The sequence below is a fragment of the Pseudoalteromonas sp. B160 genome, from assembly GCF_037162485.1.
Lineage (GTDB): Bacteria > Pseudomonadota > Gammaproteobacteria > Enterobacterales > Alteromonadaceae > Pseudoalteromonas > Pseudoalteromonas rhizosphaerae.
Window position 1 is genome coordinate 1 of sequence record NZ_JARLUX010000002.1, and the last position, 17,845, is coordinate 17,845.

At 40.0% G+C, this 17,845-nt stretch carries 17 protein-coding genes; 9 read left to right on the plus strand and 8 right to left on the minus strand.

Translation table 11 applies throughout. The features are described 5' to 3' along the window. Positions 1 to 23: 23 nt before the first annotated feature. Together P4S61_RS18655 and P4S61_RS18660 are read right to left on the minus strand one after the other, a co-directional pair. Positions 24 to 1,142, minus strand: coding sequence for an ISAs1 family transposase (locus P4S61_RS18655; RefSeq protein ID WP_337117620.1), 1,119 nt, complete (start codon positions 1,140 to 1,142; stop codon positions 24 to 26). A 383-nt stretch (positions 1,143 to 1,525) separates the two neighbouring features. Continuing rightward, on the minus strand, positions 1,526 to 2,830 hold the full coding sequence (locus P4S61_RS18660) for an NAD(P)/FAD-dependent oxidoreductase (protein WP_337118934.1): 1,305 nt from the start codon (positions 2,828 to 2,830) through the stop codon (positions 1,526 to 1,528). A gap of 266 nt (positions 2,831 to 3,096) precedes the next feature. Here P4S61_RS18660 and P4S61_RS18665 point away from each other — a divergent pair, with 266 nt between their 5' ends. The 3 genes from P4S61_RS18665 to P4S61_RS18675 all read left to right on the plus strand — a co-directional run bounded on the left by P4S61_RS18665 (position 3,097) and on the right by P4S61_RS18675 (position 5,887). Beyond that, a complete protein-coding gene (locus P4S61_RS18665) occupies positions 3,097 to 5,046 on the plus strand; it encodes a RecQ family ATP-dependent DNA helicase (protein WP_337118935.1) in 1,950 nt (649 codons plus the stop codon). Between the two features lie 45 nt (positions 5,047 to 5,091). After that, a complete protein-coding gene (locus P4S61_RS18670; RefSeq protein ID WP_089369063.1) occupies positions 5,092 to 5,418 on the plus strand; it encodes a YkgJ family cysteine cluster protein in 327 nt (108 codons plus the stop codon). 88 nt (positions 5,419 to 5,506) lie between these two features. Continuing rightward, positions 5,507 to 5,887: a VanZ family protein gene (locus P4S61_RS18675; RefSeq protein WP_337118936.1), complete on the plus strand. Its 381-nt coding sequence runs from the start codon at positions 5,507 to 5,509 to the stop codon at positions 5,885 to 5,887. Between the two features lie 569 nt (positions 5,888 to 6,456). Here P4S61_RS18675 and P4S61_RS18680 read toward each other — a convergent pair. From P4S61_RS18680 to P4S61_RS18690, 3 genes are read right to left on the minus strand one after another with little or no spacing between them, the layout of a single operon-like run. Then, entirely contained in the window at positions 6,457 to 7,821 is a 1,365-nt protein-coding gene (locus P4S61_RS18680; RefSeq protein WP_182735296.1) for a TrkH family potassium uptake protein, read from the minus strand. A 2-nt stretch (positions 7,822 to 7,823) separates the two neighbouring features. Continuing rightward, positions 7,824 to 8,477 carry a potassium channel family protein gene (locus P4S61_RS18685; protein WP_145239779.1) on the minus strand — a complete coding sequence of 218 codons (654 nt, stop codon included), beginning with the start codon at positions 8,475 to 8,477 and terminating at the stop codon, positions 7,824 to 7,826. Positions 8,478 to 8,489: 12 nt separating this feature from the next. After that, positions 8,490 to 9,944, minus strand: a complete 1,455-nt coding sequence (locus P4S61_RS18690; protein WP_145239776.1) for a TrkH family potassium uptake protein — start codon at positions 9,942 to 9,944, stop codon at positions 8,490 to 8,492. A 205-nt stretch (positions 9,945 to 10,149) separates the two neighbouring features. Between P4S61_RS18690 and P4S61_RS18695 the strand changes: the two genes are divergently transcribed. Both P4S61_RS18695 and P4S61_RS18700 read left to right on the plus strand, forming a co-directional pair. Further along, entirely contained in the window at positions 10,150 to 11,475 is a 1,326-nt protein-coding gene (locus tag P4S61_RS18695; protein WP_145239773.1) for a DUF4118 domain-containing protein, read from the plus strand. Next, positions 11,468 to 12,136: a response regulator gene (locus P4S61_RS18700; protein WP_149981938.1), complete on the plus strand. Its 669-nt coding sequence runs from the start codon at positions 11,468 to 11,470 to the stop codon at positions 12,134 to 12,136. Before P4S61_RS18695 ends, P4S61_RS18700 begins: the two co-directional genes overlap by 8 nt. A 16-nt stretch (positions 12,137 to 12,152) precedes the next feature. Here the strand turns inward: P4S61_RS18700 and P4S61_RS18705 are convergent, their stop codons facing one another. From P4S61_RS18705 to P4S61_RS18715, 3 genes are all read right to left on the minus strand, one after another. Further along, positions 12,153 to 13,775 (minus strand): methyl-accepting chemotaxis protein, encoded by a 1,623-nt coding sequence (locus P4S61_RS18705; RefSeq protein ID WP_145239767.1) that lies wholly within the window; start codon positions 13,773 to 13,775, stop codon positions 12,153 to 12,155. A gap of 277 nt (positions 13,776 to 14,052) precedes the next feature. Beyond that, on the minus strand, positions 14,053 to 14,670 hold the full coding sequence (locus P4S61_RS18710) for a glutathione S-transferase family protein (protein ID WP_145239764.1): 618 nt from the start codon (positions 14,668 to 14,670) through the stop codon (positions 14,053 to 14,055). A gap of 46 nt (positions 14,671 to 14,716) precedes the next feature. After that, a complete protein-coding gene (locus P4S61_RS18715; protein WP_337118937.1) occupies positions 14,717 to 15,748 on the minus strand; it encodes an NADP-dependent oxidoreductase in 1,032 nt (343 codons plus the stop codon). A gap of 259 nt (positions 15,749 to 16,007) precedes the next feature. Here P4S61_RS18715 and P4S61_RS18720 point away from each other — a divergent pair, with 259 nt between their 5' ends. The 4 genes from P4S61_RS18720 (at position 16,008) to P4S61_RS18735 (ending at position 17,668) form a co-directional block, all read left to right on the plus strand. Then, on the plus strand, positions 16,008 to 16,196 hold the full coding sequence (locus tag P4S61_RS18720; RefSeq protein ID WP_337118938.1) for a hypothetical protein: 189 nt from the start codon (positions 16,008 to 16,010) through the stop codon (positions 16,194 to 16,196). Next, complete coding sequence (locus P4S61_RS18725) at positions 16,193 to 16,432, plus strand: hypothetical protein (protein ID WP_337118939.1); 240 nt, start codon at positions 16,193 to 16,195, stop codon at positions 16,430 to 16,432. Before P4S61_RS18720 ends, P4S61_RS18725 begins: the two co-directional genes overlap by 4 nt. 13 nt (positions 16,433 to 16,445) lie before the next feature. Then, positions 16,446 to 17,288 (plus strand): SMP-30/gluconolactonase/LRE family protein, encoded by an 843-nt coding sequence (locus P4S61_RS18730; RefSeq protein ID WP_442961604.1) that lies wholly within the window; start codon positions 16,446 to 16,448, stop codon positions 17,286 to 17,288. 239 nt (positions 17,289 to 17,527) lie between these two features. After that, the gene (locus P4S61_RS18735; RefSeq protein WP_182732401.1) at positions 17,528 to 17,668 is read left to right on the plus strand and encodes a hypothetical protein; all 141 of its coding nucleotides are present in this window, start codon (positions 17,528 to 17,530) and stop codon (positions 17,666 to 17,668) included. Positions 17,669 to 17,845: the final 177 nt, after the last annotated feature.

Genomic DNA, 17,845 nt, shown 5'->3' on the forward strand with positions numbered 1-17,845 from the left:
CAGGGCAAGAGCATGAAAAAAATCTATGATTTCAATATCTTTTCAAGGTAATCTGTACTGCGCATAGCTTTTTTCTGTTTTGCGGGCATGCCTTTATTAAAGCTTGTTTCTGCTTTTAGCTGATTAAATGCAATGTGTCTCAGCCCCGCAAATACAGGTGCTGCACCTTCACGCCTAATTCGGCAATCATCTTCTTTAAATCCGACATCTAAACGCCAATGTAATCCATTCTCTATTTGCCAATGTTGCCGTGCGGATCTTGCGAGTTCTTCCGCCGATAAATATGCTGAACTGATGTAGTATCTATAGCATAACTCATTGCTTACTTTGTTTTTTTCTTTCCTATAAGAAACAATAACTCCCACTGTTTTAGCATCTTTCCAATTGCTCGTTTCTGATAAATCACTTACGTTATGACTAACAGCACAACACCTGAATTCTTCTCTGTTTTTATGATAATCGGCTTCATTAAACAAAACTCCTTCGGACGCTTGTCGTGTGACCTCAGGTAATAAAGCATTCTCTATTTGTGACAGTAGTCCTTTATGGTTCGCTTTTACTGCAAGTAGGTAATCGGCTTGTTTATCCACTATTGTCTCTGCAATTGATTTTTGACACCCCATCGCGTCAATCGTGACTAAGCAGCCTTTTATCTCCAGTAATTCAAGAAGCTCTGGTAACGCTGTGATTTCATTCGACTTTTTATCAACAGGGCATTGCGCCAAAACAACACCATTTTCGCACGCAAATGCACTGACCATATAAAGTGCATCGCGCCTATCTGACTGATTAAATGAACCTTTCAATCGCTTACCATCAATCGCAACTACATCGCCATGAGTTAATTTAGAGCAGTCTTTCATCCAAGAAGAAAAAGAATCTTGAAACTGCGTCATATCAATGCGACTCATCACACGAGCGATTGTGTCATGGCGAGGGATACCTTGCTCAAGAGGAACGTACTTCCTGAGCCAATCTAATCTATCATGGCCAAAATCTTCAATATCTTCCCAGCCTTGGCACCCAGATATGACAGCGCTGACAGCTAAGAATATGATATCAAAAAGTTTATGGACAACTTTACCCTGCTGGCGAGGGTCGTCAATTGATTCGAAATATTTAAATAGTTGAATATCAGGCATGGGGGCTCCTTAAAAAGGAGTATAAGATCATACTTTTAAGTCAAGGTAAAGTTCGTGATCTTGCCCTGGATATTTATCTGCCATTTGTATAAAAGTCCTTTTTGAAAATAACTACGGTTTTTAATTGTTTCGTTTATTGCCCTAACCTGGATGTTTGTAATTTCATTTTTATTTAGAATGGGTGTCATTGCAATTTTTATCATTGCAATTTTTTGATGGGTGTCTTTTTTATTTACCTTCAATCCATTGTTTTAAAATGTAAGTTTGCATTTTTTTAGATATATATAGATGGGTGTCATTATAATTTCTAGATGGGTGTCATTTTTTATTTTATTTCTAGGTGTGTAAGTGAAGCGGCGGCTCCACTTACTCTTGTTAGTTGCTTAATGTAATTTCATCTTTGGTCTAACGACCCGGAGCACTTTTTCGCTGATCCATAATGCAAAGGTTTTGGCGCTGCCGTGGATAGCGCGTTGATGCATGCGATAGAGCGAAATATACATAAAGCGGGCTATCTTGCCTTCAATAAAAAAGCTATTACTAGTGAGGTTGCCCATTAAGCTCCCCACGGTACTGTAGCGTGACAAATTGACGAGCGAACCATGATCGCTGTATTCAAAGCCAGTTAACGGCTGTTGGCGCATTGTCGCAATTAGGTTTTTTTCAACACATTGTGCCATTTGATGGGCTGATTGCGCACGAGGCGGTACTAATTTGCCATCTTTTTGTGTAGACGCGCAACAGTCACCTAATACAAAAATGGTGTCATCGCTATTACTTTGCAAATAGTCGTTCACCATGATTTGGTTATTACGAGTTAGTTCAAAAATCCCGAGATCTTTTATAAAATCGGGGGCTTTTACACCCGCTGCCCATACCATAATGTCGGCATCGATCTGTTCATCATCTTTAGTGATGAATCCTTGATTTGTTGCCTGCTTTACTTGGGTGTTTTCTCGAACGTTAACACCAAGCTTTAGTAGCTCTCTTTTCGCTGAGTTTGCTATACGCTCTGGTAGGGCGGGTAAAATACGCGGGCCTGCTTCGATTAAGTGAATGTGTAAGCGCTTTGCCGACATATTTGTCAAACCATAAAGTTTTAATAAGTCAGAAACATGATACAGCTCAGCTGAGAGTTCAACGCCTGTTGCGCCACCGCCAACAATGGCAATATTTAATGCATGCTGTGGGTTGTCGTCTTGATGTAGCCGAGTAAAGTTATCGAGTAGCGCGTGCTGAAAGCGTTCCGCTTGTTGGTTTGAATCAAGATAAAAACAATGTTCTTTAATACCGGGTGTATTAAAGTCGTTACTGACGCTGCCGATGGCAATCACCAAGTAGTCATAATGAACGGTGCGTTGTGGTAAAATTTGATGGCCAAGTTCGTCATTAAAGGCACTGAGTGTGATGGTTTTATTAGCGTTATCAAGGTTGCAAAAAGTGCCAAGTTGAAAGTTATAATGATGTTTTGCTGCGTGTGCTGAGTAAACTACCCCATCTAAATCGGCATCTATAGAGCCCGTTGCTACTTCGTGCAGTAAAGGTTTCCAAATATGGGTGCGATTTTTATCAATTAATAGAATGTCGGCGTGTTTTTTCTTCCCTAGTTTATGCCCTAATTGCGTTGCGAGCTCAAGGCCGCCGGCACCGCCACCGATGATCACGATTTTAGGATGTGTGGTTATCATTTCATTGCCCTCAAAAGAATTATACCTAAATGCTCTTATGATGATGAAACGTATAGAACACTTAGGTATTGAGCTGAACAAAAATGTTCAAAATACCTTTTCAAGCAACGCATTTATAATGCGCCTTTTCCCACGATTTGTCAGTAAAATTTAATAGGAACAAATAGATAAGCCAAGAAAATAAAGCAAAAAAAGTTACCATGGCAAACATTGCATTTTCAAACTATGATTTCCTTTATTAGGGAATATGAATAAAGGGAAATATTATGAGCGGATCGATACTTTCTTCACTTGAGCAACACTTTGGGTTTAGTCAATTTCGTCAAGGTCAGCAGCAAACCATAGAGCAACTGCTAAATAACCAATCATCATTGGCAATTTTCCCCACTGGATCTGGTAAGTCATTGTGTTATCAGTTAACTGCATTGCATTTACCTAATCTAACGCTGGTTGTTTCGCCATTACTTGCGCTGATGAAAGACCAAATTGGTTTTTTAAATAACAAGGGAATTTATGCCGCAAGCCTTGATTCAAGCCAAACTACAGAGCAAAGTCACACAGTAATGAGCGATGTGCGTGCCGGTAAAGTGAAAATCTTAATGGTGTCGGTAGAACGTTTTAAAAACGAGCGATTTCGTGAATTTATTAATCAAGTGGCTATTTCAATGCTGGTGGTTGACGAAGCTCACTGTATTTCCGAATGGGGCCATAATTTTAGGCCTGATTATTTAAAACTGCCGCGCTATCGTGATGAGCTCAATATTCCCTTGGTATTATTATTAACGGCCACCGCCACTAAAAAAGTAAAGCGTGATATGAGTGAACGTTTTGCAATTACCCCAGAATGCATTGTACAAACTGGGTTTTATCGGGCTAATTTAGACTTATCGATACTCAGCGTGAAAAGCGCTGACAAAGCAAGTACATTGGCTAATATTGTGCGCGAGCAAACGGGCCCAGGGATTGTTTATGTGACCTTACAACATAGTGCAGAGCAAGTCGCAGAAGCGCTTAGCCGTAAAGGCTTACACGCTGTGGCTTATCATGCTGGGCTTGAAGATACCCTGCGTTATGGTATCCAAGATGATTTTATGGCGGGTAAAATTAATGTCGTAGTGGCCACGATTGCGTTTGGTATGGGGGTTGATAAATCAGATATCCGTTTTGTTATTCATTATGATTTACCAAAGTCGATTGAAAACTACAGCCAAGAAATTGGTCGTGCAGGGAGAGACGGACAACCATCGCAGTGTTTTACATTGGCTAATTTAGATGGCTTAAACACGGTTGAAAACTTTGTTTATGGCGATACCCCAGAGCTTAGCGGTATTGAGCATGTGATCAACGATATTCGCCAACACCAAAGCGATCACTCAAAAGAAAGTCAGCAATGGGAAATGCAAGAATACAGCCTTTCAAGTGATAGTAATATTCGCCAATTAGCGCTTAAAACCTTGTTAGTACAATTGGAAATGCAAGGTGCAATAACACCACTTTATGCTTATTACGCCGACTTTAAATATAAGTTCTTGGTTGATAAAGCCGCTTTACTTGGTCACTTTGATGCTGATAGACAAGCATTTTTACAGTTAATATTTAGCCATACCCAATTTAAAAAAATCTGGGGCACACTAAATTTTGACACGCTTACCCAAGCCGCTCAGGTGGATCGCAAACGCGTTGTTGCAGCGCTTGATTATTTAGCAGAGAAGAATTTAATAGCACTTGAAACAAAGCGAATCACCCAAGTCTATCAAGTACATAATGAGGTAATCAATAACCCTGAGCTGGCTAAGCAATTACACAGCTATTTTGTTGATAAAGAGCAAGCTGAAATTAAGCGTATTGCGGCACTTATTCGCTTTTTCGAGCTTAAAACATGTTTGAGCTATAACCTTGCTCGTTATTTTGACGACCATCAAGCGCCACAGCAATGCGGCCATTGCTCAGTATGTAGAGGCCAAGCTGTAACACTTGAATATTCACTCGCTCATAGCTTTGCTAACGATGCTGTAATTTATCAAAAGGTTGATGAGTTACTTAGTCACCTCGCCAGTAAAGGTATACATAATATAGGTATTGAAACCCAATGCCGCTTTTTAGCGGGAATGAGCGTGCCGTTATTTGCGCGTAACAAAGTGCGTCAACTCAGTGGTTTTGGTTTGTGTGAGCAGCAGCGTTACAGCGAAATAAAAGCGAAACTACTGGCGCGTTAAATTCACTCAGGTATGCTAGGGGCTTATTCTTAAAAGTAAGCCTTTATGCCCCAGATTGTTCACCCCGATGAAACCGTCATTGCAGTAAAAAATATTACATCAGCCCCTGAGCCTGTTACTTGTGCTAATTGCCAAGCATGTTGTTGTCAGTTAGAAGTGCGTATTGTGACCGATACTGGCGTGCCGTTTCATTATATTGAATATGATAAATGGGGCAGCGAAGTGATGAAACGCGCCGATGATGGTTGGTGCCAAGCACTCGACCGCAATACCTTAATGTGTTCAATCTACGAAAACCGCCCGTTAGTATGCCGCGAATTTGAAATGGCATCGGACGAGTGCATCACCGAGCGTGACCTTGCAGGGATCTGATGGTTGCTTTAGCAGTAGAACACTAAGTGATTGAATCATAATCACTATTCGGCTATGGTTGGTAACTCAACAATAACATTAAACAATCATGCATAAATTAATCACTATTGTGTCAGTTACTTTTCTTAGCTTTATTATATGGGTTATATATCAAGCTAATACGGGGCAACATAGTATTTTCTTTGAGCTTGTTAAAATTATTCCTTATGGCGATAAAGTAGGGCACTTTTGTTTATTTGGTTTGCTTACTCTAGGTGCTAATTTTGCGTTTAAGCTAAAATCATATTCAGTATTGTCATGCAATTTGTATGTTGGTTCGAGCGTCGTGTTTCTATTCGTTTTATTGGAAGAACTAAGCCAATACTTCATACCTAGTAGAACCTTAGACATCGCTGATCTAATTGCTGATGCTTTAGGTATCCTCACTTTTAGTTTGATAACCAAGCTGATAAATAAAGGTTCGCGCTGACGAGTTTTGTTAGCTTACATTAGTTGATTACTGCAAATGAACAGCTTTTTCTCCTGCATAGCAAGCGCTGGTTTGAAGGTTTTTTTGTCGTTAGTTTATTAATGTATCGATAGTTAAATTTTATTCAATTCAATTCAATTCAGAACCATTAACCAACCTCATATTCGTTATGCAAGCTCTTAAACCATCATGGTTAATTTTTGGCTGTATTCCATAAATTAATAATGGGTGTCTTTGTTATTTTCCAATCAATTTTTAGTTTACACATTACGAAATTAAGATGGGTGTCTGTGTTATTATCTTTATGCAAGCTCTTAAACCATTATGGTTAATTTTTGGCTGTATTCCATAAATTAACAATGGGTGTCTTTGTTATTTTCTTGTTATTTTCCAATCAATTTTTAGTCTACCTATTACGAAATTAAGATGGGTGTCTGCGTTATTATCTGTGTTTTTAACCTATGAAAATCGTCTGTTAGTATGTGGCGAATTTTAAATGGCATCAAGCTAGTACGTCACTGAGCGAGTATTAGCTGGGATTTAGTTTGAGATTCTCCCAGCTCTGCTATTTAGCCAATCGATAATTGTGCGCTTGGATATCTTAGTTTCCTACTGCGAGGACTCGCTAAAAAGTAGGCAATGGTTAAGGGGCCAATCCTTCCCATAAACATTAAAAACATAATGATAAATTCGCCCAGCGGAGAAAGAGAAGCAGTTAAACCCCGAGACAATCCTACAGTGCCAAGTGCGGACACAGCCTCAAAGGCGACATCTAAAAAAGGCGCATCTTCAACAATCAGTAACGTAAAAATAGCCAGCCATGTTATACCCGCTGAAACAAGGGTTAAAGCCAGTGCTTTATAAACAGATTCTTTGTCGATTTCTCGGCGTAACACAGTAACGCCTTTATCGCGGCGTAAGTAGCTGTAAGTTGCTAAAATCAACACCACAAAAGTCACTACTTTTATACCACTTGCGGTACTGAGTGAGCCGCCACCAATAAACATTAACATCATTGTTAATGCGGTACTGGCATTTCTCAGCTCTTCTATAGCAATGGTATTAAATCCAGCTGTACGCGGTGTTACGGCTTGAAACCAAGCAGCTAGCCATTTACCGACTTCTGACAAGGGTTGCAGTGTTTTTGGATTGTCATATTCAATAACGTAAATCAGCACCAGCGCTACAATATTGATGATAACCGTGCTGATCAGCATTAACTTACTATAGGTGCTAAGGGCTGCCCAACGTTTTGATTTATACACATCCATAAGTACCGTAAAACCTAGGCCACCGATAATAAACAAACCAGTAATGGTAAGATTGATCACGGGATCGTCAACATACTGCATTAGGCTGTTGGGGCTAAGCGCAAATCCCGCATTATTAAATGCACTAATGGTATAAAACAACGCATGGAAAAAACTGGTTTGTAAGCCCAGCTCAGGGAGCCAGTACAGCGTTAAAATAACAACACCGAGTGACTCTACAATGATGGCAAAAAGCAGCACTGATTTTGCCGTACTCAAAAGTGTTGATGTATCTGTTTGATTAAAAGCGGCTTTAGTCACTGTTTTTTGAATAAAGCCAACTTTGTTACCCAGTGCCAGCAAGGTTACCACTGCAAATGTCATCAAACCCAAGCCACCAAGTTGAATTAATAGCGCGATCACCCCTTGGCCAAAAGGGGTAAATGTGGAGCCTGTGTCTACCACAACTAATCCGGTGACGGTTACCGCCGATGTTGCAGTAAAGGCACTTTGTATCCACGAAATAGGTTCATTGGTGGCAAAAGGCAGCTTTAATGCTAAAGCCCCTAGTGCGATTAATATCAAAAAGCTGCAGCACAAAATAAGCGGCGGTGCAGCATTGATTTTTTTATTGCCGCTAGGGCTGCGTTCGATAGCAGTTTTTAGTGGATGCCATAAAACCATGGTTATAACAGCCTTGGCGCAAGATAGTTTAATTGTACACGGTTACCAGATAACAGCAGCGTGTCGTATTCGAGCAATTCAAAGTCATCCGTTAATTTTACAAATGTTTGTTTGCCTCGTTTAACCAGTAGCGGGTCAATTGACGCTTTGATTTCTTTTAGTAAATGGCCTAATTGTGTTTGATGTAAATGCGCTTTGATACTCACTTCTACCACGTATAAACCATTACCTAAGGAAATATAATCATTCACTATTGGGTAGTTTAGCGCTTGTGCAACGCGCACTCCCATTTCTTCTTCTGGGTGAATAATACGCGAGACACCCAACTTTGATATAATCGTATGATGCGCTTTGGTGCTGGCTTTAACCCATATTTGTTTAACCGCTAAATTTTTTAGTGCTAAGGTACATAATATGCTGGACTGCATATCTTCACCAATTGCGACTAAGACCGCTTCACTATTTGCTAAATCGAGCTCCTTTAACGCCGCTTCATCTGTTGAATCGCATACCACTGTCTCTGATAAGTGCTCAACATACTTTTCGGCGAGTTTTGGGTTGCTATCAACGCCAGTCACTGTGTGCCCTAAATGAATCAACTCAAGACTTGCTGCAATGCCAAAGCGGCCTAAACCAATAACTGTAAAATGTGCCATAGTATTCCTTCGTTACTTTTTCCAAAAGCTATGAGTAAAAAGTGCAAAAACAGTAAAATATTCTAACCGACCTACGATCATAGCGACCGAGAGTATCCAAATACCGGTGTCTGAAACTGGTTGAAAGTTAGCGCCAACTTTACCAAACCCAGGGCCAAGTACATTGACGCATGCAGCTACCGCAGTAAATGCACTCCAAAAATCAAGACCTGTTGCCATAAGCAACATTGTAAACAGTAAGCTTGAACAAACAGCAAAGGTCATAAATGCCATAATTGCATGGCGTACATCTTCTTTAACGGGCGAGCCTTGATATTTAAGTGTAAATATCGCTCTTGGGTGAAGTAGCTGTTTAATATTGTTATTAATCATTTTGCCAACAATAATGTTACGAATTATTTTATTTCCGCCAGCCGTTGAACCTGCGCAACCACCAAGATAGCCGGCAATAACCAGTAAAAACCCAGCCTCAGCTGGCCAGTCAGTAAAGCCTGCCGCGCCATACCCGGTGCTGGTAATAAAAGAAATAATATGAAATGTAGAGAAACTAAATGCTTCAAGTACATTTGAGTAGCTGTCTTTAAGCAGTAGCATGGTGGTTAAAAGAACCGATAAAAGCACCACTATATAAATAAAATAACGCGTCTCTTCATCATGATAATAACTAGTAATGGCTCTTTTATGCGCTACTTTGAAGTGCAAGGCAAAGTTAATCGCTCCTGCAAGCATAAATACATTAGCTATCCACAGCAGTAAGTGGCTGTGGTAATACCACATACTGGCATCATGGGTTGAAAAGCCCCCAGTTGAAACCGTGGTAAAGGCATGTGCGATCGCATCGTAAAAACTCATTCCGCCAGCATAATAGGCTAAAGTACAAAGTACGGTGATTGCTAAATAAACACCCCATAAATAATGAGCGGTACTGGCAACGCGCGGAGTTAATTTTTCGTCTTTAATGGGGCCTGGTGTTTCTGCTTTTAATAATTTCATACCACCAATATTCAACATAGGTAAAATAGCCACTACAAAAATTACAATGCCTAAACCGCCCATCCATTGTAAGAATTGTCGATACAATAAAAAGCTAGCAGGCATGTTATCGAGCCCTGATAACACCGTTGCGCCAGTGGTGGTTAAGGCGCTGATTGACTCAAATACCGCGTCGCTAAAGTTAACGCCAGTGATGACTAGAATAGGAATGGCGCCTAACATACCGGCTATAATCCACGTTACTGTGGCGTAAATAAGTGCGTCTCTGAATGTTGCGGCGGTTAGATCAGTTTTACGTAAATTGATAAGTAGCACTAAAGCCACAGAGATCATCGTTGCGCCAGGAATAAGAAACGCGCTAATAACTCGGTCTTTAAAAATAAATAATGAGAGCGCTGCAAAGACCAGTTGTACCACTCCCATCCAAATAATAGGAAAGGCGAGTAGTCTTAAGGTGATTTTCCAATTTATCATCAATACGCCTTATCAAATACCTATAGCAGGTAACACGCAATCACTAAAGTTGAGTTGAATATACGGGATCAAATAGTAAAGTCAGCGCTGCACTGCAAAGCTTTATAAAGATTTTATAAATGAGATAAAAAACTTTATAAAAACTTTATAGAGGCAATATTGAAAAGGCAGTAACCTATGTAGTTAATTGTCAGAGGAATCGTTAATGAATCAAGTGCAGGGCAAACCAAGCAAATATAAAGCATTTTTTTTGGCGGTGATAATGCCGATCATTGTGGTTATGGCGATTTATCCGTTACGAGATTGGTTTTCGACCACCGACATCGTGATGCTACAGCTGTTATGGGTCGCCTGGGTTGCAGTTCGCAGTAACCGACGCGTTGCAGCCATTACCACCTTGGTCAGTGTAGCGTGTACCGATTGGTTTTTTGTTACCCCGTATTTTACTTTTCATATTGAAAATATTGAGTATCTAGTTACTTTTATCGTGATGCTCATTGTGGGATTGATGATCAGCCAGTTAGCGGGCGAATTAAACACTAAGGTGCGAGATGTACAATTACACGCGAGTAATAGTCGAACACTGTATGAGCTGGCTAAAGGATTAAATAGTTTAGACACACTGGATGAGCAAAAGCAGTACTTTCAGCAGCTTATTAGCGAGCATTTGGCCATTACTTGCCAATTTCAACAAATGCGTCAGCAAGTGGCAGGCGAATTTATGCTATTAAGTGATAAAGAGCGAAGTATGGGGGGGTTTGCTTTTGCAACGTTACTGTCTGAAGGACAAAAGAGCTTCGTAAATACCGCAATTTCATTGTTGTATCAGGTACATGAGAAAACATTACTGAGGCAGCAGTCGGCGGCAATTTCAGTTCAAGCTGAACTCGAGCGTGCTAAAAATGCATTATTACGCAGTTTATCTCATGACTTGCGCACGCCACTGGCAACTATTATGGGCGCCTCAAGCATGTTGGCCGATGATGAGATCACACTCAGTGAAGCGATAATAAAAGAGCAGGCCGGTAATATTTATGAGCAAAGTAAAATTCTTAATCAGCATTTTGACAAGGTGATGGAGCTTAGCCGAGTAAATAAAATGGGCGAAAACCTGTGCTGGCAAACAATTAACTTGCAAGCTTTGCTAAGCGAAGCAAAAGCACGTAGGCAGCAGCAATTAGCGCATTTTGTGGTAACAACAAATATTGATGCCAATTCGAGCTGCCAAGGCGATGTGACACTGTTAGAAATAGCACTGGCAAATATGCTCGAAAATGCATGGCGTTATGGTGATGGTGAGGTGGTTGTTGAATTTACCCAAAGCCGTTACGAGTCAGCGGTGAGTTATCAATTACTATTGAGCAATAAATTAATTAGCAAGCCACAGGCAAGTGCTGATGAAGGTGTAGGGCTTGGCAGTGTAATTTGCGATGTAGTTGCTAAGTTTCATCAAGGCACATTTTCACTGACGATAGATAACGATACAGAAATGGCCTTGGCAAAATTAATCTGGATAAAAAATAATGACTAAAATCTTAATACTTGAAGATTCTCCGCCGTTGCAAAGCTTTTTAAAAACCTTACTGCAAGCCAGTGGCTATGAGCTGAGTATTTGTGATAAAGGGCTGGATGGTTTTGCACTTTTAAGTGAGCAAAGTTATGACCTTGTATTATTAGATTTAGGGCTTTTGGATATGGATGGTCAAGACTGGCTAGTGGAGTTTAGGCAATGGAGCCAGTTACCGGTATTAGTACTCTCAGCCCGTGATGGTGAAGTGGAAAAAGTCACGGCGCTTGATAATGGGGCCAATGACTTCCTGACTAAACCTTTTAGCGCCAATGAACTATTAGCGCGTATTCGGGTGTTACTGCGTACTAATAATCAAGTCAGTTTTGCGTTGCAATGTGGCGACATTTGTATCGACCCAAATAAGCATATTGTACGTGTTGGTGACAATGAGGTTAAGCTGACTAAAAAGGAATATGCAATCTTACTGTTATTATTTCAAAATAAAGATAAGGTATTGACTCATAATGCAATATTAAGCCATATATGGGGAGAGCAATATATAAACCGCCCTGAATATGTGCGTGTGCATGTAGCGCAGCTAAGGCAAAAATTAGAGGCAAATCCCGCAAGCCCAAAGTATTTACTTACTGAGCCTGCGGTAGGATATAGATTAGTAGATTAAAGTATTAAAGCGCTCTTTAGTTCACTTTGAAATAGCTAATGTACTGCTTCAGTGTTTTTGATAACTCAGCCAATGCGACTGCTTCTTGTGCATTGTTTTTTAAGGATAAACTGGTTTCCTTGGACATGTTAGCGATTTCCTCTACACCAGAACTAATTTCTGACACTGTGGCAACTTGCACTGATGTTGAGTCGACAATTTCAAGTACTTTTTCCAAGGAATCATTGGCTTGTTGTTGTATCTCTTGCAGTAGTTGATTGGCTTCATCCATCAATAATAAACCACTTTCTACTTGTGGTACTGTGGTTTCCATCGCAGTGACAGATGCTTGGGTATTATCTTGGATCTGTAAAATCATTTTCTCAATATCACCGGTCGCATCACCTGTACGTTGGGCGAGTTGCCTAACTTCATCAGCTACAACGGCAAAACCACGTCCAGATTCGCCTGCACGAGCGGCTTCAATAGCTGCATTTAGCGCTAGCAAGTTAGTTTGATCTGAAATACTACGTATCACACTTAATATATCACCAATGTTTTTAACATGATTTTGTAGTATGTTTACTTGTTTGACTGTTGCTTTCACTGTGGTTGATATGCCGCCAATTTCGGTTGCTACTTTTTGCACCGATTGACTACCTTGTTGTGATAATTGTGCGGTAATTTTTGAATTATCTTCAGTTTGTTTTACTGCGCTGGCAACTGAGTGAATGCTATGGCTCATATTGGCTAAATTGGTGACGGCAGAGTTAGTTAGCGTAACTTGATTATCTGCAGCATAAAGTGCTTGTTGTGAGCCTGAGGCGACACTTGCTGAATGAGATGAAAGCTCTTGTGAAGAATCAATAATGCTATTGACGATAGCTTTCAATTCTTTTTGCATTACTTGAACTGATGCCATCATACTATTAGGGCAGCAGGAATTTATTTCAGTGGTTAAATCACCTTTAGCGATACGTGCAATTACTTCTGCCGCTTCTTGTGGTTCACCGCCTACTGCATTTTTAATTTTTGAACTAATAATATAGGCAATTACGGCGCCAATAATAACAGCCAGTGCAGTTAATGAAATCATCCATAGCTCAAATGAGCTGGTTATCTCACGTGTTTTATCCGTTAAATTATGATTTGTTTGCTCTTGCAGATTGATGAATTGATTAATGCTGTCCAACCATTCTACAAATGAGGGACGCGCATCGGTTAATAATAGCATAGTTGCGTGCTTTATATTATTAGCACGTTTAGCGGCGATAATATTTTCCACTAAGGGGAGGGTATGCTCTTCTATTTTATCAATTTTTTTCATTAGGGAGCGCTCGTGATCAGTCATTTGATCAACCAAGCTCGCCATTTTTTCATGCGATATTTGGTAATTGTTATTGAGCTCATTTATTAAGCTAATCGTATCGCTTAAATCACTAGCATTTGTTAATATCACCACATCCCGTATTGCTATTGCCCTATCATGTACTGCGCCCCTAAAATCAATAGCATAACGCTGCTTAACAGAATTTATATCGTTAATTTCAGTTATATTATTGTCAATTTGATTTACTTGAGATGTGCCAATAATGGTTAATGTGAGCATCATTAATAAGATCACTCCAAAACCAGTGGCGAGGCGCATATTTATGGTCATATGTTTTCCAGTATTATTTGGTGCGATTTTATATTGGCTGATTATAACTCAACGTAATTCGTTAAGTGGAATGACTTATAAAACGAATTTACTTTTTTAATAATCAGTTATGTATAAATAATGTTAATGCTTAGCAATTAATGTGCAGTAGTCAAATTAATGAGCAACTGCACTTTTTGAATTATAATGCTTTAAAAAATCTATCTCGATAGACCGAACCGCAATGGGTGCATCGCTTGGCTGTAAAACCACCTTCAACAGCCAAAACAAAACTAATTTAGTCGTACTTTGCTTCTAACTCATTAGCGGAATGAAATTTCTCGTGAGTTTGTAATTGCTCATCGTATTTAACGAGATTTTTAAAATGTGCTAGTTGGCCTGCATTTTTAACAATTTCAACAATAAATGACATCATAAAATCAGCACCGGTTAGAGAGTCACCTACTAAGTAACGCTTCCCTTCTAAGCGGTCATTAAAGTAACTAATAACTTTTGCGGTTTCTGCATCGGCATAGCCTTCTAAAAATTGCGTTTTAGCGCCATCTTTTTGCACAAACATTTTTAATAATAGCGGTAAAATTGCTGAGCTTTCAGCGAAGTGCAGCCATTGCTGGTAGTCAATATAGTCTTTACTGTCACTGCTTGGCGCAAACTTACCGTTACCGTATTTACTGATCAAATAGTCTGTGATCGCACCTGATTCAGCAATTATTTGGCCATTGTCCTCAATCACTGGTGATTTGCCCAGTGGATGAATCGCTTTAAGCTCATCAGGAGCTAAAAAGGTTTCACGGTTGCGTTGATAAGCCACAATTTCGTAGTCAACGTCTAGCTCTTCGAGTAACCAAATAATACGTTTAGAGCGTGATTTATTTAAATGATGTAACTTGATCATAGTGTTCCTTGTAAGCGCAGTAATAACTGCGCTTGAAAAATAAAGTTTATAGTGGCTGGTTAACTTGTATTACAGTTTTGCCAAAGTTTTTGCCATCCAGCATATCGTTAAAAGCAGACACTGTATTATCAAGCCCGGTTATTAAATGTTCACGGTATTGAATTTTCCCTTCGCTGAGCCATTTTTGCATATCTGTGGCGAACTCATCATAACGATGACCATAATCGTCAAAAATAATAAAGCCTTGCATACGAATGCGCTTAGAGAGAATTTGCCCCATCAGAGCCCCCATACGATCGGGTCCTTGTGGTAACTCAGTCGCATTATATTGCGACACTAAGCCGCATAATGGTATGCGAGCAGCGGTGTTTAATAGTGGTAATACGGCGTCAAAGACTTTTCCGCCCACATTTTCATAATAAACATCAATCCCCGTATCACATGCCTCAGCTAACTGCTTGGCAAAGTCATCGCTATGGTGATCAATACAGGCATCAAAACCAAGCTTTTCGACTGCGTATTGGCATTTTTCACTGCCGCCTGCCACACCGACTACTTTACAACCTTTGAGTTTAGCAATTTGCCCAACAGTTGCACCTACTGGGCCTGTTGCAGCAGCTACGACCACTGTTTCACCTTCTTTCGGTGCGCCAATATCCAGCAGCCCCATATAAGCAGTAAAGCCAGGCATACCCATAATACCTAATGCATACGATGGATTATTTGGCTCTTTGCCTAATGGCATTAATCCTTCGCCATTTGAAATCGCATATTCCTGCCAGCCTGTATAGGCTAGTACCCAATCGCCTTTTGCAAACTTGTCGTTATTTGATTGCTCAATTTGACATACGGTTGCGCCAACCATGACATCGCCAATTTCTACCGGATCAGCATATGATTTCGCATCACTCATGCGGCCACGCATGTAAGGGTCAAGTGATAAATAAATGGTACGTAGTAATACTTCGCCTTGTTGTAATTCAGGCATTTGTACGCTTTTAATAGCAAAATTATCAAGTGTTGGCGCACCATGAGGACGAGATTTAAGCGTAAGCTGTTTATTGGTAATAGATTGCATAATTTTTTTCCGTATCCAGTTAAAAAGAGCTGCGTATAAGTACTGTAAATCTAAATGCTTAGTTGTCTGCAGCGAGTTAAATGCTTAACGTATGAACTTAGGGCTAAGGTGAGCAAATTCAATGCTGCGTATGGATTAGTTTATCGCTGTGCAGAGAATCATTTTTGCAGCAGTGCAATAGTGGTGATTTGTTCTGCCATTTAAGAACAAGTTGTGTTAAAAATAACCTTTAGATAGATGTTGTTAGCGAGGGAATGAAATGAAAATACAACTGTTGGTTTTACTGCCACTGCTAGTCAGTGCTTTTGTGAGCGGTTTGGTAAAGGCAAATGATGAAGTATTGTCGGTCGATCAAGTTGCGTTACAGGGAATGCAGTTTAGTTTTGAAAATGATGCGAAAATTACTCCAAAAAAAGTGATTTTACAGTGGTTAATTCCGTTTTTATGAGTAGTGAGCAAGGCCGACGAGTCGCAGTGGTGACAATTCGTAATGACGCGTCAGGTTCACGCATTTTACAAGCGGAACATATTATGGCGTTATTTGCTGATGGGCGGCGAGTTGCCCCGATTTCCTTGGCTGAAAACATTAAACTAGAGGATGGCGAGCAACGCTCATTAACGCTGTCGTTTGGCGAAGACAATTTCCCTATTTTGAGCATCTTCACCAGTAATAATTTAAATTAGGAATAATAATAAAATGAAAGCGATGATCTGTGGATTGAGCTGTGCAGCACTTTTTAGTGCCACCAGTATTGCGCAGCACAGTAAGGAGTTTGTGCCTGATAATGTGTTTACTCAAGGCGTTGAAGGACCTGTTTTTTATAAGCAGCATTTATACGCAGTTAATTTTGCTGAGCAGGGCACCATTGGTAAGGTTGATAACAATGGTAAAGCCAGCTTATTTTTAAAGCTGCCAAATGACAGCGTTGGTAATGGTTTGCAATTTGATAGCCAAGGTAATCTCTATATTGCGGATTATGTACATCATAATATTTTAAAAGTGCCTGCTAATAGTAAAAGCGTTGAGGTTTTTGCTCATAATAAAACCATGAATCAACCAAACGATATTGCGATTACCAAACGCGGTGTATTATTTGCCAGCGACCCTAATTGGGCTGATGCTACCGGCAAATTATGGCGTATAAATACAGATGGCAGTACTCAATTATTAGAAGATAATATGGGCACCACCAATGGTGTGGCGGTTAATAACAGCAATAGTAAACTCTACGTAAACGAAAGCGTGCAGCGGGTTATTTGGCAGTATGATCTTGATAGTGAGCTAAACATCAGCAATAAGCAGCCGCTGATCACATTTGACGACCATGGTATGGACGGCATGCGTGTTGATAACCAAGGTAACCTGTATGTTGCCCGTTATGGCGCAGGTGTTATTTTAAAAATTAGCCCCGCAGGTAAGATATTGCAAACCTATACTTTAACAGGGCAGCATCCAACCAATGTGGCATTTAATGACCAGCAAACCAAGCTGTTTGTAACTATGCAAAAACGCGGTGCGATTGAAGTGATTGAGTTTTAAGTAAATTGGAAAATTTGAACCATTTAATATCAAGTCTTTTGCATCAACAGAGAGTTATATGCTTGGCTTGAAGAAAATCATTTTGATTGCGCAGAGCTATGGATTGATGGCATTAAAAAATCCTTAGATGGTGATTCGTACTTACCATGTTTTACTCTTCGCAGATCTAACAGTGTTTGGTCAAAAACTAAAACTATGTGGCACAGTTAATTGAATCGGGCTTAATGTAATAAGCCCAAATGATCCCAGTGTGTTTGGCAAAAGCTTATGAGCGCTGGGATACAGCGTATTCGATATCAAACGAAATGCAGTTCCCTGATGATTTTTTATTAGCGTTAGATGCAAAACCCCAAGCTAAAATGTTTTGTGGCGTTGAGTAAAGCAACTAAACATATTATTTATCATGCGCTGCAATTAGCCAAAAAACCAGCAACGCGGGAGCCGTCGAGCTGCTAAATATTTACTGAAGCTCGAAAACCAGCAAAAACCTCAGTAGCTACAATAACAGATCAGTACTACTTGCTTACAAGGCCCCCTAAGTTATCGACAAAGTAGTC